This is a genomic window from Azonexus hydrophilus DSM 23864 (assembly GCF_000429605.1).
In the GTDB taxonomy this organism is placed as follows: domain Bacteria; phylum Pseudomonadota; class Gammaproteobacteria; order Burkholderiales; family Rhodocyclaceae; genus Azonexus; species Azonexus hydrophilus.
This window is the reverse complement of record NZ_KE386926.1, coordinates 1-16,945: the sequence shown is the minus strand read 5'-3', so window position 1 is coordinate 16,945 and position 16,945 is coordinate 1. Positions and strand designations below refer to the sequence as shown.

Below are 16,945 nucleotides of genomic sequence, written 5' to 3'. Positions count from 1 at the left end.
GCGAATGCCGCTCCGATTGACCTGAAGATTCCGTTGCCACCACCGATCGACGGCGGTAAGGGCTCGGATGCTGGCAAGGGGGGTGCGAATGCCGCCCCGATTGATCTGAAGATTCCGCTACCGCCGCCGATCGACGGTGGCAAGGGCGCGGGGCGTCCGGGCGCGGCCTGAGGCGAGGGGATCGGTTATTCTTGACGCGGCCAGCTCGTCTGGCCCTTACCCGGGCTGCCTGCTGCAGGCAGCCCGCTTGCGTATTTTTGCGGAGTTCTTGCGTGAAAAAAGTCTTGCCACCGACGATCCATGTGGCGCAGACCGGGACCGCCAGGGGGCGCGGGGTCTTTGCCGGGAAGGTATTCCTGCCGGGCGAACTGGTCGAAGTGTCGCCGGTCGTGCTGGTCGATTGCAAGCATTTCGATCTGCCGGTGGAAATCACCCACTATGCCTTCAGCTGGCAAGGCCTGACCGGCGGCGCATCGCTGCAGGCCCTGGCCCTCGGCTACGGCAGTCTGTACAACCATGCCAATCCGGCGAACATGGTTTACCGCGGCGATGTCGAGAACAACGCCATCGTTTTCCTGGCGGCGCGACGGATCGAGGCCGGCGAGGAATTGACGATCAACTACAGCGCACCCGGCGGCGGCGCCGCCTGCGAGGGCGAGCGCTGGTTTGCCCAGCACGATGTGCTGCCTTGCCCGGATACGCCTGCCGACAGCTGAGCAGCGGTCAATGGGGCATTTGGTCCAGCAGGGCCTTTGCCTCGACCAGGTCGGGAATGTCGATTTCCTGATCGCAGCGGGACAGCCAGTGGCGCAAGATTGCCCGGTTGTCCGGCGAAGGGCTGTGGCGGACCAGACTGCTGGCGGCGCGCAGCGCCAGTATCGTCGCACCCTGTTCGCGGGCCTGTTCCAGGGCTTCGCCAAATAGCGCGAGTGCCGTCGGGCGCCCGGCGCTGCCGCGGGCGAGCTGGATTTCGCCCTGAATGCGGCGTATTTCCGGAATCAGGTAGTTGTCCTGGGTGTGGACGATGACGCTCATGCAGCGGGCCGCCAGCTGTTCGGCTTCGTCAAGGCGTCCGAGCAGGTGCAGGGCGTCGAGCCAGAAGGCCAGGAAGGTCGCCTCGACCGCGGACATCGCACGGTGCGCCGCCTCGGCAGCCTGTTCGATGAAGGCCAGGCCGCTGTCGTCGCCGGTGGCGCAACGGACCCAGCCGGTGACCAGGGCGGCGGTTGCCTGCCAGAGCTGCAGGCCGTTGCTTTGTGCCAGTTCGGCGAGTTCGCCGAGGTGTTGGCCAGCCAGCTCGGGACGGCGCAGGTGCTTGCCGAGCACGGCGGCAAAGGTCAGGGCGAAGGCCAGCGTGTGCGCGTGCTTGCAGGCGCGGGCCTCGGCAATGGCGGCGTCGGCTTGCGCCAGCGCCAGTGCCGGACGTCCTTCGATCCACTCGATCCAGGACAGGAAGGCGCGGGCCGGTACGGCGCTGTTTTCACCGAAGCGTTCGATCCGTTGCCCGCCATCGTCCACCCGTCCGAACTCGATGGCGGTTTCGAGGTGGCTCCTGGCTTCGTCGTAGCGGGCCAGCCAGAAATAGTTGTTGCCGTAGGCGTAGGCTACTTGCAGGCGGATGCCCGGATCTTCGCTGCCGCGGGCTGCCTGCTCGAGGTGTCGGGCCAGTGCCAGCGGATGTTCGGTCGAGCCGGTCGAGCGACCACCCAGCCAGAGGCCCCAGAGTACGCGGATGACCTCGATGTCGCTGCCCAGGCGGTCGGAGAGTGCGAGCGCCCCGGCCAGCAGTTCGCGGCTTTCGGCATTGCCGTAACCCTGGGTGGCAAGCAGCGCGGTGCCCAGGCCGACGCGGAGGTGAAACTCGGTTTCGCGCGCTTGTCGGGCGTCGCCGATGAAGCGCAGCGCCGCCAGGCCGTTGCGGAAGAAATGCGCGGCCTGCTGCTGCAGCGAGGCGCCGGCGGCTCGGTGCCCGGCTGCCAGCCAGGTGGCGGCGGTTTCCGGGGCTTCGCCGTCGTCCAGATGGATGGCCAGCAGTTCGGGATGGCGATTGACCCTTTCGCTGAACTGCGATCGCAATACCCGCGCCAGGCGTAGGCGGATGCGCCGCCTTTCCTCGTTGGGAATCGACTGCAGCGCGGCATCGCGGATCAACGCGTGACGGAACGACGGCAGGGTCTGGCTGGCGGTGATCAGTCCGTTGCTGCGCAGGGCGGCCAGGCCGGCGTGGAGGTTTTCCTCGGTATCGTCCCAGAGCGCGGCGAGCAGCTGCGGCTCGAACTCCCGGCCGATCACCGCGGCTTGCTGGGCCAGCTTGCGATGACGTCCCTGGGCGTCGATCCGGGTTGCGAGGAGGTCGTGCAGGTTGCCGGGAATGCCCTCCTCGGCCAGTCCCTGGTCGAAGGCGTAGAGCAGCTGTTCGACGTAGAGCGGGACGCCGTCCGAACGCCGGACGACATCGGCGATGCGGGCTGCGTCGAGGCTGTCGTTGACCAGGCTGCGGGCGAGTTCGGCGGTTTCTTCCCCGGGCAGCGCGGCGAGGGCCAGTTGCGGTGCGTAGTCGCCGATGTGTTCGGGGTGGCGCGAGGTGGTGACGATCAGCAGCGGCTGCCGGCGCCGGCGCCAACGTTCGCTAGCCAGCCGGCGCAGCAGTGCCAGGGTTTCGCTGTCGCACCAGTGGGTGTCTTCGACGACCAGCAGCCAGGGTTCGCCTTCGGTCATGTCGTCAAGCAGGCGGCTGATGCCGTCTTCGATGCGTCCGGTCAGCTGTTGCCCGTCGCTGATGGCGTCGAGGGCGGAGGGCAGGCCGAGCAGGCGCTGGATGACTTCGGCATGATCGGCAAGAAAACCCGGGCCACGCTCGATTCGTTTCTTCAGGCGAGCCTGGCGTTCGGCTTGGGGCTGGTTGGCGTCGTCACGCAGCATTCTGGTCAGCGCGGCGGCAATCGGCTGGTAGGGTGCGTGCTGGGTTTCCGGCAGGCAGTGCAGGGTACTGGCGCGCGCGCCGCGGCTGCGCAGCTGGCGAACCAGGGCTTGCAGCAGGCGCGATTTGCCGATGCCGGGTTCGCCGGTGATCTGGACGCAGGCGATGCCGAGATTGGCCGCGTCGCGCCAGCATTCGAGCAGGAAATGCATTTCCTGGCGGCGGCCGACCAGCGGGTGGCTGAGCGCCCGGCGTCGGGTCAGGGGGCGCTCGCGCCGTTCGCGGATGCGGATGTTGCCATCGTCCACAGGCTGGCCGCCGATGTGCTCGCGAATCTGTTCGAACATCCCGGGCGAGACGTGGATATCGTTGCGCTGGACTTTGCCGAGCATGGCGATGGCCTGCTGGCTGATGCCGCCATCGACGTCGGGAAAGGCGTAGCGCTCGTCGAGCAGACTCAGTCCCCGATGCAGTGCCTGGCGGCATTCGATGCGGGAAAAGCTGGAAATGCAGGCACGGGTTTCCAGGGCAGCGTTGATCGCTTCGCGGGCGGCTTGCTCGCGGGCTTTCGGAAAGCCGAAGTAGCCAATCAACAGGTTGGCGTGGATTGCCGAAAAACGCCCGTTGTGCCGCTGGACGACATCGCGGACGCTGCCGGCGGCGGCAGCCAGTTCGGAGAAATAGTCCTCGCTGGCGGCGCCGTCTGGCGGCGAGATGCGGCAGGCGAGTACGGTCAGCGGACTGCGCTGGAGCACGCGCGCCGGTTGCTGTGGGGGAATGGCCTGTTCGCGGCACAGGCGCTGGGCCAGTTCTGTGGTCCGGCTTTCCGGTTCCAGGCCCATTTCCCGCTGCAGGTAGCGCTGGCAGTCGAGATAGGTCTGCCAGATCTGGCCGTAGTGGCCGTCTTCGGCCAGCAGTTCCATCAGCTGGCAGTAATTGGCCTCGATCCACGGCGTCAGTTCGAGCTTGCGCCGGACGTGGCGGATCGCGGCCTCGCGCTGGCCCTGGCGGGCATGCCAGGCGACGAGCCGGTCGAGCATGCCGATCGCCCGCTGCAGCAGCGCTTCGCGGCGGACCTGGAGCCAGTGGTCGAACTCTGCCGAATCGGCGACCTGCACGCCTTCGAGGAAATTGCCCCAGTACAGCGCGGCTTGTCTGGCCAGCGCCTGCATCGCGGCCGTCGTCTCGTGGTCGCCCGGCGCGTCGGCGATGAATTCGACGAGATCGATGCTGACTCGCCGGTCGGGGAAGAAGCCGATCGAGTTGCGGTTGGCCTGGAGCGGGTCGATGCCGATTGTCTCGAACAGTTGGCGCAGCTCGTAGAGGGCGCGGCGAAGGCTGATCCGTGCCGCTTCGCCGCTGGCGTTGGGCCACAGCAGTTCGGCCAGCGCGTCGCGGCGAAACCACTGGCCCGGCGCGGCGGCCAGGTAGCCGAGCAGGGCGCGGATCTTGTCGTAGGCGAAATTGCCGTGCTCGACGCCGTCCAGGCTGAGCGAAACCTTGCCGAGAAGCTGGATCTTCAGTTGCGTTTCGGGACTGGCGCTGGCGGGTGCGTTCATCGTTGCCGTCGGGCGGGAGAGGTGGCTTTGTCGCCCGGCGGGCGGGCAAAAAAAGGGGGAGCTCTTGTCTCCCCGGGGATTGCGTTGGCAGTGGCTTAGCCGGCGAAATTGGCTTCCGCGAACGACCAGTTAACCAGATTGTTCAGGAAGGTTTCAACGAACTTCGGACGCAGGTTGCGGTAGTCGATGTAGTAGGCGTGTTCCCAGACGTCGACGCAGAGCAGGGCCTTGTCGCCGGTGGTCAGCGGGGTGCCGGCGGCGCCCATGTTGACGATGTCGAGCGAACCGTCGGCCTTCTTCACCAGCCAGGTCCAGCCGGAACCGAAGTTGCCGACGGCCGAGGTCTGGAAGGCGGTCTTGAAAGCGTCCAGCGAACCCCACTTGGCGTCGATGGCGGCAGCCAGGGCGCCGCTCGGGGCGCCGCCGCCGTTCGGCTTCATGCAGTTCCAGAAGAAGGTGTGGTTCCACACCTGCGCGGCGTTGTTGTAGATGCCGCCAGCCGGTGCTTTCTTGACGATGGCTTCCAGGTCGAGGGCTTCGTACTCGGTGCCCTTGATCAGGTTGTTCAGGTTAACCACGTAGGCGTTGTGGTGCTTGCTGTAGTGGTAGTCGAAGGTCTCGGCCGACATGTGCGGGGCCAGGGCGTCCTTGGCGTACGGCAGGGCGGGCAGTTGATGTTCCATTGTTTTCTCCGTTGTGTTTGAGGGGTAAAGCAAAATTCTAGTCAGCTTGCGATGGTGCCACAATCTGCGTCACGGCGGCAGCGAGGCGTCCGCTTGCCAGCCGGATATCCAGATTGTCGCCGGTACTGACCGAGGTGCCGTCGCGCAGGGCGCGGCCGTCCGGGCCGGTGACCAGCGCGTAGCCTCGCGACAGCACGGCAAGCGGATCGAGTTGCTTCAGACTGCCGTTCAGGGCATTTAGTTTCATCTGTCGGCGCGTGGATTGCCATTGGCCGGCCTGTTGCAGGCGCCGGGCAAGCTCGTGGATGGTCTGGCGCTGTCGCTCGATGCGTTCGGCCGGATGCACCAGCCGACTGCGCAGCCAGTCGAGCGCCTGCTGGCGGTCAGCCAGACGGCGCTGGCCGAGTTGCTGCAGGCGTTGCTGCTGCCGGGCGAGCAGGGCCAGCTGCTGCTGGCGTTCCGGCGCGGCCTGTTCGGCCGCGGCGGTGGGGGTGGCGGCGCGATGGTCGGCGGCGAAGTCGGCAATGGTGAAGTCGGTTTCGTGGCCGACGCCGCTGATCACCGGCAGGCGACTGGCGACGATGGCGCGGGCGACGCATTCCTCGTTGAAGGCCCACATATCTTCGATGCTGCCACCGCCGCGACAGAGGATGATGGCGGCGCAATCGCTGGCCGCGGCTGCGGCGATGGCGGCAGCAATGCGCGGGCCGGCGCCGTCGCCCTGGACCGGGGTGGGGAACAGGCTGATGGCGACATGCGGTGCGCGTCGGTGCAGGGTGCTGAGCACGTCACGCAGGGCGGCGGCCTGCGGGCTGGTGACGATGGCCAGGCGCGGCGGGAAACTTGGCAGCGGACGCTTGCGGCAGGGATCGAACAGGCCTTCGGCTTCCAGTTGCGCCTTGAGCCGCAGGAAGCGTTCGAACAGGTCACCCTGGCCGGCGCGGCGGATGGCTTCGATGTTCAGCTGGAACTCGCCGCGTGGCTCGTAAAACGAGACCAGTGCCCTGGCCTCGACCTTCTGGCCGTTCTCCAGCCGCCAGCCGAGGGTCTGTGCGCGGCTGCGCCACATCACGCAGCGCACCTGGGCGCCGGCATCCTTGAGCGAGAAATAGACGTGTCCGGAGGCGGCGTAAGTCAGGTTGGAAATTTCGCCGCCGACCCAGCTCAGGGGAAAGGCGGACTCCAGGCAGTCGCGCACCAGACGGTTGAGCGTGCTGACGCTGAGAACAGAGTTATTGACAGGGAGTGTGGTCTCGGGCATGGGCGGATTCTACCCGGGCTTTTGGCGCAGTGATAGACGCTTGACATTTTTGATAGTATTTAAGATGTTGAATATTAAGCGTTTTAATTTTATGCCTCGTTTTTTGGCAGGGTAAGGGAAATCCTTGTTTTTTGCGGGTTTGCGGCGAGTGGGCACAGTTGTTCCACAGACTTATCCACAGCTTCTGGGGATAAGCGCCGGCAGGGCCGGGAATTCGTCAGGCTTGCCCCGGGGGCGATGGGGAGGCAGAATTGCGGACTGAATTCTCCTCAAGGACAATGTCACGTGTTTGAAATCGTCAAAGCGGCCGGCTGGCCCATCTGGCCCTTGTTGTTGGCTTCGGTCATCTCGGTGGCGCTGATCATCGAACGTTCTATCGCCTTGCGTCGTGCCAAGATTGTTCCGCCCGGTTTGTTGCAGCGGGCCGTCGGGGAATTTCGTCGCGGTGCCGACAACAGCAAGCTGCTTGACGAACTGAATCGGCACTCGCCACTGGGTCAGGTGCTGGCCGCCGGCCTGCGCAATGTCAACAATTCCCGCGAGATCATGAAGGAATCGATTGAGGAGGCCGGCTCGGCGGTTGCCCATGAACTCAATCGTTACCTGACGACGCTCGGGACCATCGCCTCGATCAGCCCGCTGATGGGCCTGTTCGGCACGGTGGTCGGGATGATCGAGATCTTCGCCTCGCAGGCGCCGGGAACCGGCAGCCCGCAACAGCTGGCGCACGGTATCTCGATCGCCCTGTACAACACCGGCTTCGGTATCTTCATCGCCATCCCGAGCATGATCTTCTGGCGTCACTTCCGCGCCCTGGTCGACGGTTTCGTCGTCGAGATGGAGCAGCAGGCGGTGCGCCTGGTCGAAGTGATGCACGGCGACCGGAAGTAAGTCATGAATTTTCAGCGCGGACGCGGCCGGGAAGAGCCGGAAATCAACCTGATTCCGATGATCGACGTGCTGCTGGTGATCATCATCTTCCTGATGTTGACGACCACCTACTCGAAATTCTCCGGTCTGGAAATCAATCTGCCGACGGCCGAGTCCAGCCAGGAGAACAAGCAGCCGAACGAAATCGACGTGGCGGTGACGGCCGGTGGCCAGATCCTGGTCAACAAGGTGCCGCTGGCGACCACCGACGTTGCCGCGATTTCCGTCGCGCTGCAGCAGGCGGCCGGCAATCGCGCCGAGCCGGTGATCGTCATCAACGCCGATGCCAAGGCGACTCACCAGAGCGTTGTCGATGTGATGCAGGCGGCGCAGTCGGCCGGTTATCCGCATATTTCCTTCGCCACCCAGTCGGCGCAGTGATGCTGGCCCGCTGGTTGCAGCGACAGTGGTTCCAACGCCGGCTGACGCCGGCGTTGTGGCTTTTGCTGCCCTTGCTGCTGCCGGTGAATCTGCTCTTCGTCGCGGCCGCTGCCTGGCGTCGTCGCCATGCCAGGCCGGTACGCCTGCCGGTACCGGTGGTGGTGGTGGGCAATCTGATCGTCGGCGGTGCCGGCAAAACCCCGCTGACCCTGTGGCTGGCCGGCGAACTGCGGGCGCGTGGCTGGTGTCCGGGTATCGTCAGTCGCGGCTACGGCGCCGCCGCTGGCGCAGCGCGGCCGGTCATGCCGCACTCACCGGCGCAGGAAACTGGCGACGAGCCCGTGCTGCTCGCCCGGCGCAGCGGTGTGCCGGTATGGGTCGGCCGGGATCGGGCGGCGGCCGGCAAGGCGCTGCTGGCAGCCCATCCGGAAGTCGATGTGGTGTTGTGTGACGATGGTTTGCAGCATTACCGCCTGGCCCGCGATGTCGAGCTGGCGGTGTTCGATCGGCGCGGCGCCGGCAACGGCTGGCGCCTGCCGCTGGGACCGTTGCGCGAGCCCTTGCGGCGCCTGGCGTCGGTCGATGCGGTGATCGGCAACGATTTTGCGGCGCAGTGCCTGGCTGGCCGCACGCCGGCCTTCGCCATGCGTCTGCAGCCTGGTGAATTCTGGCGCCTGAACGAGCCGGCACAACGCTGCCCGGCAGCCGCGCTGCGCGGCAGGAAATTGCACGCGCTGGCCGGTATCGGCGATCCGCAGCGATTTTTTGCGACGCTGCAGGGGCTGGGGCTTGAGTTTGTCGCCCACCCCTTTGCCGATCATCACGCCTATGTCGCGGCCGACTTGCGCTTCGGCGACGACACCGTGCTGCTGATGACCGAGAAGGATGCAGTAAAATGTGCTGGACTGACGACGGGGGAGGCCTGGGTGCTGCCCGTCGAGGCCGACGTGTCGTCGGCATTGACCGATTTGATAGTGGAGAAGCTGCGTGGACGCCCGATTGCTTGAAATTCTCGTTTGCCCGGTCTGCAAGGGCCCCCTCGAACACCGTAAAGCGGCGCAGGAGCTGGTCTGCAAGCCGTGCAAGCTGGCGTATCCGATCCGCGACGACATCCCGGTGATGCTCGAAGACGAGGCGCGCCAGCTGGGCGCCGACGAAGCGTGATCACGCCGGCCTTCAAGGTTGTCATCCCGGCGCGTTTTGCGTCGAGCCGGCTGCCCGGCAAACCGCTGCTCGATCTTGGTGGCAAGCCGATGGTCGTGCGCGTGGCCGAACGGGCGCACCTGTCCGGTGCCGAGGAAATCTGGGTGGCCACCGATCATGCCGAGGTGCGGGCCGCCTGCGAAGCCCACGAATTCGCCGCGCTGATGACGCGCAGCGATCATGCGACCGGCACCGACCGGCTGGCCGAAGTTGTCGCCCAGCGCGGCTGGAGCAACGACACCATCGTCGTCAATGTTCAGGGTGACGAGCCGCTGATCGAGCCGGAAATCATCGTCCACACCGCCCGCCAGCTGGCGGTCAGCGGTGCCGACATCGCTACCGTTGCCCATCCGATTGCCGATCCGGCCGATTTCTTCAATCCCAATGTGGTCAAGGTGGTGTTGCGGGCCGACGGCGATGCCGCCTATTTTTCGCGGGCGCCGATTCCCTACGCCCGCGATCATTTCGCCCGCGAGGGCGGCGGTGCCAGCCTGCCGGCGGATTTTCCGGCGTATCGTCACGTTGGGCTGTACGCCTACCGGGCGAGCTTCCTGAAGGCTTATGCCGGCCTGTCCGTGGCGCCGACCGAAAGCTTCGAAGCGCTCGAGCAATTGCGTGCGCTATGGCATGGTTACCGGATCAGCGTCGCCCTGGTCGACGCGGCGCCGGCCCCCGGCGTGGATACCCCGGAGGACGCCGAGAGGATGCGCAAACTGTTTGACCGGGCGGAAATAAGCAGGTAACTTCGACCGTCTAGAGAACGGCGCCACAACAGCCGACAACAAGAATTTTCATACGTAACCAGAGGGATTTTCCATGAAACTGATTCTTTTGGGCGCACCCGGCGCCGGCAAGGGTACGCAAGCCACCTTCATCTCGAAGGAATTCGGCATCCCGCAGATTTCCACCGGCGACATGCTGCGCGCCCAGGTCAAGGCGGGTACCCCGCTGGGTCTGGAAGCCAAGAAGCACATGGACGCGGGCGGCCTGGTGCCGGACGCCGTGATCATCGGCATGGTCAAGGATCGCCTGACCCAGGACGACTGCAAGAACGGTTACCTGTTCGACGGTTTCCCGCGCACCATTCCGCAAGCGCAGGCGATGAAGGATGCCGGCGTGCCGATCGAATTCGTGCTCGAAATCGACGTGCCGGACAGCGACATCATCGAACGCATGGCCGGCCGCCGCGCCCACCTGCCGTCGGGCCGCACCTACCATGTCAAGTTCAATCCGCCCAAGGTTGAAGGCAAGGACGATGTCACCGGTGAGGATCTGGTCCAGCGCGACGACGACAAGGAAGAAACCGTCAAGAAGCGTCTCGATGTCTATCACTCGCAGACCAAGCCGCTGGTCGAGTTCTACGGCAAGTGGGCAGCTGAAGGCGATGCCGCGGCACCGAAGGTGCGCAAGATTGCCGGTGTCGGTTCGGTCGACGACATCACCAAGGCGGTCTTCAACGCCCTGAAGTAAATCCATGACGGCGAACAATGCCTTCTACGCGCAGTCGGGAGGCGTTACCGCCGTGATCAACGCAACGGCGTGCGGCCTGATCCAGGAAGCGCGCCGTTTGCATTTGCTGCATCCGCAACGGATCGGCAAGGTCTACGCCGGCCACGACGGTATTCTTGGCGCGCTGACCGAAGACCTGATCGATACCAGCCGCGAGTCCGACGAGGATATTGCCCGCCTGCGCTACAGTCCGGGCGGCGCTTTCGGTTCCAGCCGCTTCCATCTCGGTCCGCTGAGCACGCATCGGGCGCATTTCGAGCGCCTGGTCGAGGTTTTTCGCGCCCACGAGATCGGCTATTTCTTCTTCAACGGCGGCGACGGCTCGATGGGCGCCGCCTGGCACCTGTCGCAGACGCTGGCCGAACTCGGTCATCCGCTGACGGTGATCGGCATTCCCAAGACCGTGGACAACGATCTGGCGCTGACCGACACCTGTCCGGGTTTCGGCTCGGTGGCCAAATACGTCGCCACCTCGATGCGCGAGGCCGGTTTCGACGTGGCGTCGATGGCACGTACCTCGACCCGCGTCTTCATCCTCGAGGCGATGGGTCGCCACGCCGGCTGGATCGCCGCCGCTGCCGGTCTGGCCAGCGAGAAGGAAGGCGATCCCCCGCATATCCTGCTGTTTCCCGAGGTCAGGTTCGATGCCGAGCGTTTCCTGGCGCGGGTCGATGAATGCGTGCAGCGTCATGGCTACTGCGCCATCGCCGTCGCCGAGGGTTTGTGTGATGACGGCGGCTGCGAGATTGGCGGGCGCAGTTTCGACGATTTGCCCAGTCATACCCGGGCCGGCGGCGTCGGGCGCTTCATCGGCGAACTGATTCACGCCCGTTTTGGCCACAAATATCACCTGGCGCTGGCCGATTATCTGCAGCGGGCGGCGCGTCACCTGGCGTCCGGCACCGACGTCGAGCAGGCGCATGCACTCGGCGTTGCCGCAGTCGATCGGGCGGTGCGTGGCAGCAACAACATCATGCTGACCTTGCAGCGTCTTTCCGATCGTCCCTACCGCTGGGAAATCGGCGAAGTGCCGCTGAGTGCCGTGGCCAACAAGGAACACCGGATGCCGGCCGAATTCATTTCGGTCGATGGCTTTCACATCACCGAGGCCTGCCGGACCTATCTGCAGCCCTTGATCGAAGGCGAAGACCCGCCGCCTTTCCGCAGGGGCTTGCCCGATTACGTGCGTCTGGCCAATCATCGTGTGTCACGGGTTTTGCCGGATTTCGTACCGTGACTTGATATGCAAATGCTATTGTTTTAGCAGTCCTTTGCAATGTTTTGCAATTGTGACGGAAGCGAAGGTTAGAATCGTCGGAAATATCAGAAAGCAGGCGGAGTAAATGAGTATTTCAGGTGAGGCGGCCGTCAGTGGTCTGCGGGAGGATCTGATGCACCACGATCCACTGCTCGACTGCCTGGTCGAATTGACCCGTATCCACGGCAGGCCGAGCACGCGTGCGGCGCTGGTCGCCGGCTTGCCGCTGGAAAATGGTTTGTTGACGCCATCCTTGTTCTGGCGTGCGGCCGGGCGCGCCGGTCTGTCGGCCAAGCTGGTCAAGCGTTCGCTGGACAGTATCGATGAGGTGCTGTTGCCGGCGGTGTTGATGCTCAAGGGCGACGAAGCCTGTGTCCTGCTCGGTTGGGACGATAGTGGCGAGAACGCCCGCCTGCTGTTTCCGGATACTGGCCAGGGCTCGGTGGTGATGCCCCGCGCCGAACTGGCCGCGCGCTATCTCGGCGTCGCCATCTTTGCCCGCCCGCATTTCCGTTTCGACAAACGCACGCCGCAGGTTGGCGAAGTCAAGCTGCGCCATTGGTTCTGGGGGGCTTTGGCCGATCAGTGGCCGGTCTATCGCGATGTGCTGGCGGCGGCGCTGCTGATCAACGTGATGGCCCTGTCGTTGCCGTTGTTCACCATGAACGTCTATGACCGGGTGGTGCCGAACCGGGCGCTGGAAACGCTGTGGATGCTGGCGCTTGGCGTCGGCATCGTGATCGCGGTGGACATGGTGTTGCGGACTTTGCGCGGTTATTTCATCGATCTGGCCAGTGCGCGTATCGACATGCAGCTGTCGGCCCGCATCATGGAGCGAGTCCTTGGTGTGCGCATGGAAGCGCGGCCGGCGGCGGTCGGTTCGTTTGCTTCGAACCTGCGTTCTTTCGAATCGGTGCGCGATTTCATTACTTCGGCGACAGTGACGACACTGATCGACCTGCCGTTTGCCATGCTCTTCCTGCTGGTCATCGGCATGATTGCCTGGCCGCTGCTGTTCCCGGTGCTTGGCGCCATGCTGGTCGTGCTGGTGTACGCCTACGTCCTGCAGCACAAGATGCACGAATTGTCGGAAACGACCTATCGGGCCGGTGCCTTGCGCAATGCCACGCTGATCGAAAGCCTGACGGCCCTCGAAACGATCAAGACCCAGGGTGCCGAGAGCATCATGCAGGCGAAGTGGGAAAAATCGGTTGCCTTTGTCGCCCGCATCAACAACCAGATGCGTTTCCTGTCGGCAGCGGCGACCAACGGCGCGATGGAAATGCAGCAGGTGGTCAATGTCCTGGTGATCATCGTCGGTGTTTACCTGATCGGCGACGGCAAGCTCAGCATGGGTGGTCTGATCGCCTGCACCATGCTGTCGTCGCGCGCAGTGGCGCCGCTGGGGCAGATGGTCGGCCTGCTCATGCAGTACCACAATGCCAAGGTGGCGCTGACCTCGCTGGAGCAGGTCATGGCCAATCCGGTCGAGCGTCCGGCTGATGCCAGTTTCGTTCATCGGCCCGAATTGCGTGGCGACATCGAATTCCGCGATGTCGAGTTCAGCTACCCCAATACCCAGGTTTCCGCGCTGCGCGGCATCAACTGCAACATCAAGGCCGGCGAGAAGGTGGTGATCATCGGTCGCATCGGCTCCGGCAAGACGACGCTGCAGAAACTGATCATGGGCCTGTACCAGACCACCGGCGGTGCGGTCAGCATCGACGGGGTCGATGTGCGCCAGCTCGACCCGGCCGACCTGCGGCGCAATATCGGTTATGTGGCGCAGGATGTGACCCTGTTCTATGGCACCTTGCGCGACAACATCTCGATCGGCGCGCCCTATGCCGACGATGCCGCGATCCTCGCTGCGGCTGAAGCCGGCGGACTGACGGATTTCGTCAATCGCCATCCGGATGGCTTCGACATGATGATCGGTGAGCGCGGTGATTCCTTGTCCGGCGGACAGCGCCAGGGGGTGGCGATTGCCCGTGCCTTCCTGATGGATCCGCCGATCCTGCTGCTCGACGAACCGACCAGCGCCATGGATTTTTCGTCCGAACAGCAATTCAAGCAGCGTCTGAAGAGCATTGCCGCCCACAAGACGGTGATCATCGTCACGCATCGCAACAGCCTGCTCGATCTGGCGACGCGAGTGATCGTCGTCGATGAAGGCAAGGTGGTCGCCGACGGACCGCGCGATCAGGTGATCCAGGCGCTGCAGAGCGGGCGTATCGGGAGGGCATCGTGAGCCGCCTGAAAACAGCCTTTACCACGGTGCACGCCTGGCTCGAGAAGCTGGCGCTGCGCAACAAGCCGCGGGTCGAGCGGGTGCTTGGCCGCCTGCCGAATCGCGAAGACGTCGAAGTGGTCGATTTCGCCACCGACGCCGATCTGGCCATGCTGCGCCAGGAACCCCTGCGCGCGCGTTTCCTGCTGCGTTCGATCGGCCTGGTCTTCGTGCTCTTTGTCGTCTGGGCGGCGATAGCCCAGCTGGATGAAGTGACGCGCGGAGAGGGTCGGGTCATTCCGTCCAAACAATTGCAGGTGTTGCAGTCGATCGACGGCGGCCTAGTGTCCGAAATTCTGGTGCGCGAGGGCGAGATCGTCGAAATCGACCAGCTCCTGATCAAGATCGATGAGACCCGTTTCGTTTCGTCGGTCAAGGAAAACCGGGCGCAGTATCTCGGCCTGCTGGCACGGACGGCGCGATTGCGCGCGATTACCGAGGGCAGCGAATTCATCCCGCCGGCAGAAGTTGTCGCCGAAGCGCCGGAAATCGCCATTCAGGAAGGGCAGTTGTTTGCCGCAAAGCGCAGCGAGCTTGAGGCGGCGCTGTCGATTGCCCGGCAACAGCTTGCCCAGCGCCAGCAGGAGCTGAACGAAGCCAGTGCCAGGCGGGCGCAGGCGGCGCAAGGCTATGACCTGACCTCGCAGGAATTGACGCAGACGCGCCCGCTGATCAATTCCGGTGCCATTTCCGAAGTCGAACTGCTGCGTCTTGAGCGTGATGTCTCGCGCTATCGCGGCGAGCGTGACATGGCTTCTGCCCAGATTACCCGGGTGCAGGCTGCCATCAATGAAGCCAAGCGCAAGATCGAGGAAGTTGAACTCAGCTTCCGTAACGATGCGGGCCGCGAGCTCTCCGAGTCGACCACCAAGCTCAGCGGGCTGGCCGAGGGTAGTGTTGCCCTGTCCGACCGGGTCAAGCAGTCGTCGATCCGCTCGCCGGTCAAGGGTATCGTCAAGCGTTTGCTGGTGAATACCGTCGGCGGTGTCGTCCAGCCGGGCAAGGACATGATCGAAATCGTGCCGCTCGAAGATGCCCTGCTGCTCGAAGCTCGGGTGCTGCCGCGCGACATCGCCTTCCTGCGTCCGGGACAACCGGCCATGGTCAAGTTCTCGGCCTACGATTTCTCCATCTATGGCGGCCTGGAAGGGACACTGGAGCACATCAGTGCCGACACGGTCACCGACGACAAGGGCAACGCCTTCTATCTGGTACGGGTGCGCACCAACAAGCCGGGCTTCGGCGACGCCAACCTGCCGATCATTCCCGGCATGGTGGCCGAGGTTGACATCATGACCGGCAAGAAGAGCGTGCTGACCTATCTGCTCAAGCCGGTTCTGCGGGCCAAGAGCGTAGCGATGACGGAGCGCTGATGGAATACGAAATCGTTGATACCGAGCATGCCTTCCTGCCCAACTGGCAGGCGGCCATGCCGGCTGCCCGGATGGTGTTGCGAGCGGCAGCGCAGGGCGGTGCTGGTGCAGATGTTTCGATTCGCTGGTGCCGTCTGCGTGCCGGGGAGTCAATCACCGTGATTCTGCCTGCTCTGCTGGCCCGCAATGGAAAAACCGTGATCCTGGCCGATGAGCCGGGCGATGCGCTGATCCTCGAAGCCCTGTCGGCCGGCGCGGCCGGTTGCTGCAACACGCATGCGGCACCCGAGGTGCTACAGCAGGTTGCCGCGGTGGTCGGTAACGGCGGCTTGTGGGTCGGCCAGAACCTGTTGCAGCAATTGATCGGCCGTACGGCCCGCATCCTGAGCAATCAGAATCCTGCGTCGGCCAAGGCTGCCTTGCCGGATACGCTTTCGGAGCGGGAAAAGCAGGTGGCTGCAATGGTTGCCAGCGGTGCAAGCAACAAGGAAATCGCCAATCGTTTGTCAATTGCCGAGCGCACCGTCAAGGCTCACCTGACCGCCATTTTTGACAAGACCGGTACCCGTGATCGTCTGCAATTGTCCTTGAAAATCAACGGCCTTAAGCTGTAATTCACGGATCGTTCGGTACAGTCCGAAAAACTGTACTTTAGTCCAATAGCCAAGCTGCTTGACGCCACCTACTATGACGTATCGCCTACCCATTTTGGAGTATCGTCATGGCTCAAGCTGCTGTTATTGCCAAAGTTTCTTCCCTCACTGGTGAAGCCTATGCCCGCGACAGCGCGGGTAATCTGCGTCGGCTGAAAGCCGGCGATGTCATCCGTGAAGGCGAGGTGGTTGTTTCCGGCAATGGCGCCCAGGTCGTTCTGGCCCTGGCCGACGGTCGCAGCATGGTCATCGCCGAACGCCAGGCAGTAACGCTCGACGCCGAAGTGGCGGCCCAGGACAAGCCGGATGCCTCGGATAGCGCGGTTGCCCGTTCGGGAGGCGGCTTTGATCAGTTGGCCGGCGTCATTGCCGACGGCGGCGACCTCGATGCACTGCTCGATGCAGAAGCGCCGGCAGCCGGTGAGGCGGCCAGCGGCAATGAAGGCCATTCGTTTGTTGAGTTCCTGCGCGTTGTTGAAAGCGTGGATGGGCAACAGTATGGCTTCGCTACCGAGCGCAATGCCCCAGAAGATACGTTCCAGGGTGGTTTGTTGCCGGAAGATCCGCCGGGTATCGAAGTGAGCAATGTGACGGTGTCGGAAGGCCAGACGGCGATCTTCACGCTGACGCTGAGCAACCCGTCGGCGAACCCGACGACGGTGACGCTGAACCTGGGCAACACGGCGGTGGATACGGACACCGACGCGACGCTGGGCAGCGACCTGTCGAACGACCTGTATGTGACGTTTGACAACGGTGCGACATGGACGCCGGTGGTGGGTGGTCAGGTTCAGGTACCGGCCAACACGACGACGTTCTACGTGTCGGTGCAGACGACGGCTGACGAACCGACGCAAGTGTACGAAGGCCCGGAAACCTTCACGCTGACGGCAACGACGGTGACCAACAGCGCCACGGGCGTGGG

The 16,945-nt window shown here is 64.1% G+C and carries 15 protein-coding genes; 12 read left to right on the top strand and 3 right to left on the bottom strand.

From position 1 onward, the window contains the following. Nucleotides 1-272 precede the first annotated feature (272 nt). Complete coding sequence (locus tag G471_RS17985; RefSeq protein WP_051295539.1) at nt 273-716, top strand: SET domain-containing protein-lysine N-methyltransferase; 444 nt, start codon at nt 273-275, stop codon at nt 714-716. A 7-nt stretch (nt 717-723) separates the two neighbouring features. Here G471_RS17985 and G471_RS17980 read toward each other — a convergent pair whose 3' ends face one another. The 3 genes from G471_RS17980 to xseA form a co-directional block, all read right to left on the bottom strand. After that, the gene (locus G471_RS17980; protein ID WP_043421905.1) at nt 724-4,479 is read right to left on the bottom strand and encodes an ATP-binding protein; all 3,756 of its coding nucleotides are present in this window, start codon (nt 4,477-4,479) and stop codon (nt 724-726) included. A gap of 95 nt (nt 4,480-4,574) precedes the next feature. Beyond that, a complete protein-coding gene (locus tag G471_RS0115170; RefSeq protein WP_028996082.1) occupies nt 4,575-5,162 on the bottom strand; it encodes a superoxide dismutase in 588 nt (195 codons plus the stop codon). Between the two features lie 37 nt (nt 5,163-5,199). Next, nucleotides 5,200-6,423 (bottom strand): exodeoxyribonuclease VII large subunit, encoded by a 1,224-nt coding sequence (xseA, locus tag G471_RS0115165; protein WP_028996081.1) that lies wholly within the window; start codon nt 6,421-6,423, stop codon nt 5,200-5,202. 285 nt (nt 6,424-6,708) lie between these two features. Here xseA and G471_RS0115160 point away from each other — a divergent pair, with 285 nt between their 5' ends. From G471_RS0115160 to G471_RS17970, 11 genes are all read left to right on the top strand, one after another. Further along, nucleotides 6,709-7,314: a MotA/TolQ/ExbB proton channel family protein gene (locus G471_RS0115160; RefSeq protein WP_028996080.1), complete on the top strand. Its 606-nt coding sequence runs from the start codon at nt 6,709-6,711 to the stop codon at nt 7,312-7,314. A gap of 3 nt (nt 7,315-7,317) precedes the next feature. Beyond that, on the top strand, nt 7,318-7,734 hold the full coding sequence (locus G471_RS0115155) for an ExbD/TolR family protein (protein WP_028996079.1): 417 nt from the start codon (nt 7,318-7,320) through the stop codon (nt 7,732-7,734). Continuing rightward, a complete protein-coding gene (gene lpxK, locus G471_RS0115150; protein WP_051295538.1) occupies nt 7,734-8,741 on the top strand; it encodes a tetraacyldisaccharide 4'-kinase in 1,008 nt (335 codons plus the stop codon). Before G471_RS0115155 ends, lpxK begins: the two co-directional genes overlap by 1 nt. Beyond that, on the top strand, nt 8,722-8,898 hold the full coding sequence (locus G471_RS0115145; protein WP_028996077.1) for a Trm112 family protein: 177 nt from the start codon (nt 8,722-8,724) through the stop codon (nt 8,896-8,898). Before lpxK ends, G471_RS0115145 begins: the two co-directional genes overlap by 20 nt. Then, nucleotides 8,898-9,680: a 3-deoxy-manno-octulosonate cytidylyltransferase gene (gene kdsB, locus G471_RS0115140; protein WP_028996076.1), complete on the top strand. Its 783-nt coding sequence runs from the start codon at nt 8,898-8,900 to the stop codon at nt 9,678-9,680. The genes G471_RS0115145 and kdsB overlap by 1 nt, the downstream gene beginning before the upstream one ends. A 73-nt stretch (nt 9,681-9,753) precedes the next feature. Continuing rightward, nucleotides 9,754-10,407 carry an adenylate kinase gene (adk, locus tag G471_RS0115135; protein WP_028996075.1) on the top strand — a complete coding sequence of 218 codons (654 nt, stop codon included), beginning with the start codon at nt 9,754-9,756 and terminating at the stop codon, nt 10,405-10,407. Between the two features lie 4 nt (nt 10,408-10,411). Continuing rightward, nucleotides 10,412-11,683, top strand: coding sequence for a 6-phosphofructokinase (locus G471_RS0115130; RefSeq protein ID WP_028996074.1), 1,272 nt, complete (start codon nt 10,412-10,414; stop codon nt 11,681-11,683). A gap of 106 nt (nt 11,684-11,789) precedes the next feature. Further along, a complete protein-coding gene (locus tag G471_RS0115125) occupies nt 11,790-13,955 on the top strand; it encodes a type I secretion system permease/ATPase (RefSeq protein ID WP_028996073.1) in 2,166 nt (721 codons plus the stop codon). Continuing rightward, nucleotides 13,952-15,367 (top strand): HlyD family type I secretion periplasmic adaptor subunit, encoded by a 1,416-nt coding sequence (locus tag G471_RS0115120; RefSeq protein WP_028996072.1) that lies wholly within the window; start codon nt 13,952-13,954, stop codon nt 15,365-15,367. The genes G471_RS0115125 and G471_RS0115120 overlap by 4 nt, the downstream gene beginning before the upstream one ends. Further along, on the top strand, nt 15,367-15,981 hold the full coding sequence (locus G471_RS17975; protein ID WP_051295537.1) for a helix-turn-helix transcriptional regulator: 615 nt from the start codon (nt 15,367-15,369) through the stop codon (nt 15,979-15,981). The genes G471_RS0115120 and G471_RS17975 overlap by 1 nt, the downstream gene beginning before the upstream one ends. A 107-nt stretch (nt 15,982-16,088) precedes the next feature. After that, on the top strand, nt 16,089-16,945 hold an 857-nt coding region (locus G471_RS17970), incomplete at its 3' end, for a retention module-containing protein (protein ID WP_043421902.1).

Excerpts from the sequence above, each read along its gene's own strand:
- G471_RS17980 (WP_043421905.1), bottom strand. The coding sequence starts at position 4,479 with ATGAACGCACCCGCCAGCGCCAGTCCCGAAACGCAACTGAAGATCCAG.
- G471_RS0115170 (WP_028996082.1), bottom strand. The coding sequence starts at position 5,162 with ATGGAACATCAACTGCCCGCCCTGCCGTACGCCAAGGACGCCCTGGCC.
- xseA (WP_028996081.1), bottom strand. The coding sequence starts at position 6,423 with ATGCCCGAGACCACACTCCCTGTCAATAACTCTGTTCTCAGCGTCAGC.
- G471_RS0115155 (WP_028996079.1), top strand. The coding sequence starts at position 7,318 with ATGAATTTTCAGCGCGGACGCGGCCGGGAAGAGCCGGAAATCAACCTG.
- lpxK (WP_051295538.1), top strand. The coding sequence starts at position 7,734 with ATGCTGGCCCGCTGGTTGCAGCGACAGTGGTTCCAACGCCGGCTGACG.
- adk (WP_028996075.1), top strand. The coding sequence starts at position 9,754 with ATGAAACTGATTCTTTTGGGCGCACCCGGCGCCGGCAAGGGTACGCAA.
- G471_RS0115130 (WP_028996074.1), top strand. The coding sequence starts at position 10,412 with ATGACGGCGAACAATGCCTTCTACGCGCAGTCGGGAGGCGTTACCGCC.
- G471_RS0115125 (WP_028996073.1), top strand. The coding sequence starts at position 11,790 with ATGAGTATTTCAGGTGAGGCGGCCGTCAGTGGTCTGCGGGAGGATCTG.
- G471_RS17975 (WP_051295537.1), top strand. The coding sequence starts at position 15,367 with ATGGAATACGAAATCGTTGATACCGAGCATGCCTTCCTGCCCAACTGG.